This window comes from Paenibacillus sp. Marseille-Q9583 (assembly GCF_976954365.1).
Map to the genome: position 1 here is coordinate 22080 of NZ_CDRJTB010000076.1, position 8701 is coordinate 30780.

The window sequence follows — 8701 nt, forward strand, 5'->3', positions numbered from 1 at the left end:
TTACGTTCAACCAAATAAAAAAAGAAAGCTCCAGAGAGCACTGGGATTACCCCTCAACTCTCTGAAGCTCGCCTTATACATTAAATCTAGCTACCAACCCCTGTAGTCCATGAGCCATTAAGTTTAATTCACTTGCAGAGGAAGCAATTTGTGCCACCGAAGCCCTTTGCTCTTGTGAGGCTGCCGACACATGTTGTGTACTCGCTGCAGTCGTTTAAACGCCAGTTCACCAATCTCATCTTTTGACCGGACGTTTAGCTTGCGAGTAAGATCGGCATCTCCATCTGCAATCTCCTTCAGCTGTGTGTTCACATCACGAAGCGGTTTAATAATTCGTCCAGATATTAATAGTGCAAGAATTAGGGCAAGAACAACCGATAATCCGGTCACACCAAAGCTAGTAATCATAGCGTTATTACGATGGGCTTCTGCTTGACTCTGCCCGTTCTGTATTTCCTCCATGAGCATGCTCTGGAATACAATCTGAGATTCAATCATTGCATCTAAAGATAAATTGGTAAACATCTTCTGCGCTTCCGGGAAGTTTCCGTCCTTGGCTAAGGCGAAGGCTTCCTTCAAAACGATCAAATAATCATTCCATTTCCCCTTCAGCTCCGTTACACCCTTTAGTTCTTCTTCACTTAATCTAACACTCTCCAGCTCCGTGATGGCATTCTCAATCAAGGGGAGCGTCTCTTCATACTTAGACAGATATGATTTCCGCTCAGCCTCTGTGTTGCTCATCACATAACGAGCCCCGAGCTCATCTGCCGTACGAATTTTATCCGTTAATCCCTGAACAAGCGACAGTTTGTTCCAGTTGCGATTGACCTGATCCGTCAGCATCGTAGCCTTTCCCTGAAACCATGTGTTTCCTGCTATAGCCACTAGAAAAACTACAATCACAGCAGTAAATCCCAATACAATTTTCCCACGGATATTTCTGAACATCGTTGTTCCTCATCTCTATATGTATAGTAGGTTTCTAATTGGTACTTTTATCCTACTATCGTTCCCTTAAGCCACTCTGAATTTGAACTGAATGTTCGCTAAAAAAAACAAAAAGACCTCTACGTCCGGCCAAAGGCTGGAACTAATGGTCTTTAGAGATCTTTTTATTCGTATAAATTTCCGTTCGCCAGCTCCGCGAGCTTCCCTTCGTCCAGTACGCTTAGGCGTCCACGATTTCGTGTAATAATTCCTTCATCAATGAACCGACGCACGATCCGGTTAAGATGCCGATAACTTGTACCTAGCAACTCTGCTGTCTCTATAAGGCTTGAGGTCCGAATTTCCTCCACACGTCGGTCACCGTTTTTATCGGCGAATAAAGACATCAAATAGCTGGCAAATCGATTCTCGACAGGATACAACAGGTTAAGTGCGGAGGCTTGGCCGAGCGTATGCAATTTGTGACTAAGTTCCCCTACGAGAAAACGTAACAAAGCTGTATTTTCCTCAAGCTCTCTCAGCAGTAATCTTCTCCCGGCAAAAAGAATCAAGCTCTCACCCACAGACTCCACTTGATTCTTAACAGGAAAGCGATGAAGCAGCTCCACATCCCCAATCACTGATATCGGATTTGTAAACCGCACCAGCATAGATTTGCCGTTCGGCAGCAATGTCTGAATTTTGAGCTTGCCCTCAACCAATATGAACATCCCATCCAACTGATCGCCAACCAAACACAGCTTCTCTTCATCCGTATAACGTCTCAATTCCATTTTATACGTGACTAGCGGGCTAAAAATTCCGTCCAGACCGTTCTTCACTGCCAAGGCACGGACAGCTTCACGGTCATTTATCGTTTGCATGTGGTGCCCCCTCTATTGTTTGCTCAAATAAGTGTAATTTAGAATACCCCACAAAAAAAGGACATATGTCCTTTTTAATAATATAAGAAAGTATAAGTTTCACACAATACAATATTTCTTATATTTCTCGCTTAACCACTTACCGACCTTATAAGGAAGCCGAAGGCGTTTAGGCTTGTAAGGATATCCCAAAACATCTTACATCACAACAGAGTCCACACTATATCGGATCATATTCACTTTCTGATCTTGTAACCAAAATTCTAAATTCCGATGATTGATTTTATCCACATACCCGATAATATCAGCCCCTTGTTCCCCTCTTTTATAATAAGAAGAGCCATAAGCTTCAATCACATCATCTGTAGAAGACCCCACGTGAATACCTCTGGCAGTACTCATCTTCAGATCTGAATAGACGCTAATTAGAATGATTTTATCGTCACCACGCGCTGTGGCTACTGTTGTTTCGTTGTCCAAATGATAATATTGATACCGTTCAATATCGTCACGTGGTTTAGGTGCCTGGATGAGCGATTCGAGACTCTGAAGCAGCTGGATGTCTCCCAGACGTTCCTGCTCTAAATTGCTGCTGGATACACGAGAGTAATGACTTTGTCTTGGGGCATTGTATAAATAAATATGATAGATCCCATAACTTAAACCTACCGTAATAAAAATGATGATAAATAACCAGCCGTTACTAAATGGCTTTTTTCTCACTTTCCTCACACCTTCTTCTAACCTTTACTGTGCAAAATACTTCTCCAGCTCACGCTGCGCCTGATATTCCGGGAAATTAAAGGACTGCCACTTCCGCTCTCGCTGAGCACCGTCCCACCATTTGTTTTTCAAAAATTGATCTAGCATCCCGTCTTCCTTACGACTGAACTTAATCAGAGAAGGGATGACTTCCGGTGACAGACCAACCAAATAATCAGCATCCAGCTTACCACTCACCTCATAACGCTCCATATTCATATTAGCTATAATGACATCCATACCTATATAGTTCATAACAACATAAGAGGTCAGACCTAGCACAATATAACATTTAGCCAACGGCAAACGGGGCACTACAATCCGTACAGCTGCAAGAATCAACAGCAAACCCATAAATATCATAAATGCATGAACTAGGAAACGAATCGTAGTATATCCATACGCCTCTTCATATAGGGATAGTCTAGTATAGGCAGAATACAACATGACAGTTGAACAGCCAACTAAGATATACAGCATAATATTAATGACTTTTTGGAGCAGTCCGCCCCTCTTTCCTTCTGATCCCAATGCCAGCATTAGAATCACGAAATTAATCGCGGTCACCATAATTAACTCGAAGAATCCACTACGAGCGTAATCAGCATAGGAACTACCCTCTGGTAACATCCCTTCCCAAGCTCCAAACAAGTAAGAAAATTGGAGGATTACGAACAGAACATATACCGTGTTAATAGCTATAAGAATTGTCGTCATAATTACTGGATCAACCTTAAAGGTCACAGGCGCCTGCACAGGTCCATACTTCCTTGGTTGCACATTCCAGTCATAGACCTTCGAATCTACAAAGCCCCATACTAAGCCGAACAATCCCATGCCTATCAGGAGTACCCATAACGTCCGCACAATAATTTCACCAAATGAAATTCGATCCAGCATATTTGGCAGCCATATTAGCACATGATGAAACACACCATCGGCCGAGGCCAGCAGGGTAATCACAACAAGCAGTATCGGTAAAGAGATCGCAAGTCCTGTAAACACTTTCCCCAGCACTTGCTTGCGTCCATCCTTCACCTTACTATCACTGCTACTTTTGACGTCCTTGAACACAGTACCCCAGTGGCGAAAGTTCTGGGGAAGCAAATGCTCTAGTGTATCCCAAAGTATTCTGAATTGACTCCAAGAGGGGCGTTTATCACTTAGCAAATAAGTCATATGTAATAAAATCAGCACAGGGATTACTAATAGGTTCAACCCAAAGTAGAAAAGATTATGAAACAACACATAGGTCATCGAGAGTAGAAAAATCGCTCCAAACCAGAAATAACTGAGTTTGGTCAGTTTGCGCATTTTAGCCTTAGCGTAATAAAGCATATACACATAAAACAGACAAACGAAGATAGGATAAGAAACACCTGGCAACTTTCCGTAGAACAACAACTGATGAACAATCGCCAGTAAGAAGGCAACAATTAAAGCGGCAAGTGATCGATTAAGCTTAAGCTCCGTTTCATCGGTCATGGTAAACACCCCCATATTCTTACTTTCTTATCCTTATTCTAAGTGATAAAATAAGAAAAAAAAGAGAAAGAATTTTTTAATAATTTCCTATTTTCTGAAAGGGACTTAAACCATGAAGCTGCATAGCCAATATTTAAAGCTGCATTCTCAGTTTGGGGGAGTCACAGAAATCTCAGTTACGATGGATGAGCTAGCCTTAACCTTCGGATGTACACACCGCAATGCCATGCATATTGTGAATAAAATGATGCAGCTGGAATGGGTCCAATGGACGCCTAAGCGCGGACGTGGAAGTCGTTCCTTATTACAGTTCCTTGTCCCTTCTGAAGAAATTGCGCTTCAATCCATGATGCAGGCTATCAGCCGTAAAGATGTTCACAAAGCTATTGATGGCATCAAAACCCATGCCAGCTCTTCCTCGCTGCAGGATACCTTACAAGGTTGGCTGCTGACCTACTTTGGTCATCATTCCGAAATCCGTAGTGACAAACAGATTGATACCCTGCGGCTTCCCATCACCCAGCAGCTACATACCTTCGACCCGCTTCATATGAATCTATTGGCAGAGTCTTTTGTTTCCAGTCATGTCTTCGACGGATTAGTGAGACGCAGCGGGGAACGGGATAAGATTGTGCCTAGTCTTGCTCATGCCTGGGAAGTGGATGAGAGCCGTACGATTTGGACTTTTTTTCTACGCAAAGAAGTGCTGTTTCATCATGGAAAAGTACTGACGGCTAAAGATGTAGTCTATTCCTTGGGACGGCTGATGCAAACCTCAAAGCGGACACTCTATAGCTATATTTTCAAAGAAATCCAGCAAGTTACCGCACTAAACCCATCCACCGTTCAAATTACACTTAAACAGCCCAATGAGCTATTCCTCCCTTTCTTGTGTACGAGTAGAGCGGCAATTGTTCCGCGTGATTTAGAAGGAATGGACGAACCTAGCTTTGGCCGCAAACCTGTGGGGACAGGACCATTTAAGGTTGTGGACATGAATGAGGACACTTGTGTGCTGGAGGTTTTTCCTTATTATTTTCTAGGAAGAGCTCATTTAGATCGAGTCGAAATACTATATGTTCCGTGGGATACTGCGTCCGATTCCTCAGATACTGGCTCGGCTTTTCATGTGATTCAGAATCCTTCATCCACCAATTCTTCTTCTTGGAGTCGGATTCATTCTGAGTCCTACATCCGTAAATTTGTTACCTGCAACACACAAAAAAAAGGACCGCTTAGCGACCCCCTTATTCGGGCAAAGATCGTATCCTGTTTAAAAGAAGAGTCAGCGTCTGTAACGCATAAGTCAATGGAAGACTATGAGGTCAGCTTGCAAATAACTACCATTCCGCAATATGCTAATGATGCTGAATGTATTGCTGCTAAACTAGAGCGTCAAGGTTATCCGTGTAAGGTTGTTTCCGTGTCTCCAGAGGAGTTCAAGGGCCCGATCCGGCTGGAGTCCGACCTGATTGTTTTTTCATTATTTCGTGACGAGGATGAACAGCTTCGTTTATTTGATCTATATCTCACGCTTTCCCAGCATATAGAACCGCATACTCGTGCGGATATTGAAGGCTGGCTCTATACCATTGCACGAGAACCTAACCCTGAGGCTAGATCCGAGAGCTTTAGTATGATCGAGAACCGTCTTCTAGAGGAACATCATCTGCACATCTTGTATGAAAAACCCACCCAAACTGCTTATCTCCCCTCGGTCCGAGGTGTAAGCTTCAATAGTCAGGGCTGGGTTGATCTTCGTCATTTGTGGTTCCCGCCGCTGCTCTCCAGCGACAGCACTTCATGATATACGCAATGCCCAGTCGATTGCAGAATCATCGGAGCCCTTTTCCAATCAAATTGGCAGAAACTGGCTCATTCCCGATTTCCCTTGCCCAAACGGACAACTGTCCGACATGATGAATTTCATGAGCGATCACATGGCGCATCACTTCACCCCAAGTATCTGTCACGATCCGGCCATCCGCCAGGTGATCCTCAAACATATTCTGCTCCAAACCCGCATGCCAAGAAAGTACAAAGGGCCCTATATCGGACCGGAATTTCGCATCCAGTTCTCTTACCTGCTGCAAAGACTTGTAATGTTCGAAATCCTCCTGAAAATCCGGTTTACCTTGCAACACTTGAATCCAGCTCCACTCCACATCAACAATATGAAAGAGAGTCTTCAATATGCTGCCTACACCACCAGTACGTGTTCCAAGCAACTCTTCTTCAGAAATACTCTCACACCATTCGTACCATTGTTCACGAACCATCCAGTTATATTGAAAGAATGTTTGCAAATCAAGGCCTCCTTTTAATGGGAACTTAGATGTTTCCGGTAACCTTCCACCTTCTCATCTCTATACCCTAACGATTCATAAAAAATATGCGCTTCCTTACGCTTCTCTCCAGAGACTAAAATGATATAAAAGCAGTCTCTCTCGTGAGCCATTTCTTCAATGGCAAGCATTAGTTTTTTGCCCACACCTTGACGACGGGCCCGCGATGAGACTACCACATTCTCAATCACCATAAACGGTTTACAATCTCCTACCAGGTCATGACAGACAATCCCCATCAAAGACCCCATTAACTCTCCATCCACAAAAGCACCCAACAATATGTACCGACGATCTGTCTTAATCACTTTAAATACTTGTTCCATTTTATTAAGATCAGAAGGGTGATTCATCAGCTCCTGATATAAATCACCAAGTTCATGGAGAGACTCCAACTCTATTTCTTTAATAACGACCATGGATGTTCAACCTGCTTTCTTTAATTTAAGAATCTTTTTCATATGTGCTCCACTATTTACGTACCTTCAGTTCAAATTCATCCTTCTGCCCATCCCACTCTACAACAACCTTAATCATCGAGTCCTCGTGTTCATAACTGCTCTTAGAACTTTGAGACTTCAAATCACCTCTTCTTACTCCCTTAGTGTCCGTTAAGGTTATCCTGCTTTGTCCTGTTGTTCCCTCATAACTATATTTAAAGTCTTGAATCTTATCCAGATCTGCTTGTTCCCCTTTATACTTAAGTTCGAAGGCAGATTGCTGCTGCGTTTTATAGTCTGTTCTTTCGCCCTTTTTATCGGTAATCTTCTCTGTTGCCTTTTGAACATATTCAGCCGACCATACATTTCCTTCTCCTGTAAATGTGTAATTGTGTTTATAGGTAGTTGTATTGCAGGCAGCAAGAAGAACTAACAACATCCCAGACAGCACCAGTATACGCAGCTTCTTAATCATCTTGAGTGCCTCCTGAATCCTTAGACTTTAAATAATTCAGCACGACTTCAACACGCTCTTGAGCCGTTAAATCTCCCTCAATTCGCAAAACAGGGCATTTCAACACGGACATCCATTCCTCATGAAGCACCTTGCTTCTGACTTCAACGCCAGCAGTATCATATAACGCGGCCCACTCCATAAAAGTCTGGTTCGCTTCGTATTTCTTTCCACCTGGTAAAATATCGTCACCATATCTATCATATTCTCTACCTCTTAAACGATTCAATCGGATCTCCTGTGGAATCCAGAGGAAAATTACCAAGTCAAAATAAGCACGAAGTCCATCCCCCCAGCCGCAAACGGCACCGCTTAGAATCCATGACTCCTTATAATCTAAGTCCTGCTTAAGTCTTGTTAGTCTATCGTTGATTTCAGTCTGTTTAGTGTATTTATACTCCCAGAAATAGTCATCACTATCCAGCTGAACATGAGGTAACACCTTTGCTAATTGCTGACCTAGTGTGCTAGTTCCTACTCCAGAAGCACCCATGATGTGAATTTTTCGCATATATTCCCTCCAGAATTAACTTTTTCATCTTGGAATATTATTGATTATTCGTAGCTAGAAAGCGAATCGTAACGGTTGTCCCCTTACCTTTAGAGCTATTATAATAAATTTCCCCACCATATTTTTCTACAATATTAAAGCAAATCATTAACCCTAAACCGGTTCCATTACTTTTTAATGAATAAAAAGGCGTGCCCAGCGACTTAACCTCAGCCTCGGACATCCCACTTCCTTCATCGGTGATCATGATCTCGATAAAATTATTATTTCTATTTGCTATGACTGAGACGGATTTTCCTACATCCGAGGCTTCCAGCGCATTTTTTATAATATTAATGAGTAACTGCTTAAACTCAATTTTATTAATGGAAATATAACAATCTTCCTCTACCTTTATATCGATTTGGTTATCAGATAACATGGCATAGGAATGAAGCAGACCCGTAACACTTTGAAGGACATCCTTCACATCCACTTTCTCTAGTCTTTGATCTCCATTTGGTTTAGATAGGGTTAGAAATTGAGAGATAATCTGTTCTACGGTGTTTAATTCATCAATCATTAAGTTGAACTTACTTTTTTTAGAATCATCAAATGAATCGTCCTCTTTGAACAATTGCAAAAAACCTCTAACCACGGTTATAGGATTTCGAATTTCATGTGCAACAGCAGCTGTTAATTGTCCTACCATCTTTAACCGCTCGGATTGCTGTAATTGTTCATAATATAGTTTCTGCTTTTTCATCCGTTTAAATGATAAATGGAAAATGAAAAATAATAATGCTTGAACAGCTATTATATTTATAATGTTGCCTAAAACGTCATGATGT

10 protein-coding genes are annotated in these 8701 nt (G+C 42.1%); 1 reads left to right on the forward strand and 9 read right to left on the reverse strand.

What is annotated here, in order from left to right:
• Positions 1-123: 123 nt before the first annotated feature.
• The 4 genes from ACWNM1_RS25785 to ACWNM1_RS25800 form a co-directional block, all read right to left on the reverse strand.
• Entirely contained in the window at positions 124-951 is an 828-nt protein-coding gene (locus ACWNM1_RS25785; RefSeq protein ID WP_449603177.1) for an MCP four helix bundle domain-containing protein, read from the reverse strand.
• 164 nt (positions 952-1115) lie between these two features.
• Positions 1116-1814, reverse strand: a complete 699-nt coding sequence (locus tag ACWNM1_RS25790) for a Crp/Fnr family transcriptional regulator (protein ID WP_076283011.1) — start codon at positions 1812-1814, stop codon at positions 1116-1118.
• Positions 1815-2012: 198 nt separating this feature from the next.
• Positions 2013-2537 carry a hypothetical protein gene (locus tag ACWNM1_RS25795; RefSeq protein ID WP_449603178.1) on the reverse strand — a complete coding sequence of 175 codons (525 nt, stop codon included), beginning with the start codon at positions 2535-2537 and terminating at the stop codon, positions 2013-2015.
• Between the two features lie 24 nt (positions 2538-2561).
• On the reverse strand, positions 2562-4061 hold the full coding sequence (locus ACWNM1_RS25800; RefSeq protein WP_449603179.1) for a DUF4153 domain-containing protein: 1500 nt from the start codon (positions 4059-4061) through the stop codon (positions 2562-2564).
• Between the two features lie 112 nt (positions 4062-4173).
• On the opposite strand from ACWNM1_RS25800, the gene ACWNM1_RS25805 reads away from it, so the two are divergent.
• Positions 4174-5868: an ABC transporter substrate-binding protein gene (locus ACWNM1_RS25805; RefSeq protein ID WP_449603180.1), complete on the forward strand. Its 1695-nt coding sequence runs from the start codon at positions 4174-4176 to the stop codon at positions 5866-5868.
• A 28-nt stretch (positions 5869-5896) separates the two neighbouring features.
• Here ACWNM1_RS25805 and ACWNM1_RS25810 read toward each other — a convergent pair whose 3' ends face one another.
• From ACWNM1_RS25810 to ACWNM1_RS25830, 5 genes are all read right to left on the reverse strand, one after another.
• Positions 5897-6367, reverse strand: a complete 471-nt coding sequence (locus tag ACWNM1_RS25810) for a DinB family protein (RefSeq protein ID WP_449603181.1) — start codon at positions 6365-6367, stop codon at positions 5897-5899.
• Between the two features lie 14 nt (positions 6368-6381).
• Entirely contained in the window at positions 6382-6825 is a 444-nt protein-coding gene (locus ACWNM1_RS25815; RefSeq protein WP_449603182.1) for a GNAT family N-acetyltransferase, read from the reverse strand.
• Positions 6826-6877: 52 nt separating this feature from the next.
• Positions 6878-7321: a hypothetical protein gene (locus ACWNM1_RS25820; protein WP_449603183.1), complete on the reverse strand. Its 444-nt coding sequence runs from the start codon at positions 7319-7321 to the stop codon at positions 6878-6880.
• Positions 7314-7871, reverse strand: a complete 558-nt coding sequence (locus ACWNM1_RS25825) for an AAA family ATPase (RefSeq protein ID WP_449603184.1) — start codon at positions 7869-7871, stop codon at positions 7314-7316. Before ACWNM1_RS25825 ends, ACWNM1_RS25820 begins: the two co-directional genes overlap by 8 nt.
• 37 nt (positions 7872-7908) lie before the next feature.
• Positions 7909-8701 (reverse strand): ATP-binding protein (locus ACWNM1_RS25830; protein WP_449603185.1); only part of this gene is annotated, 793 nt, incomplete at its 5' end.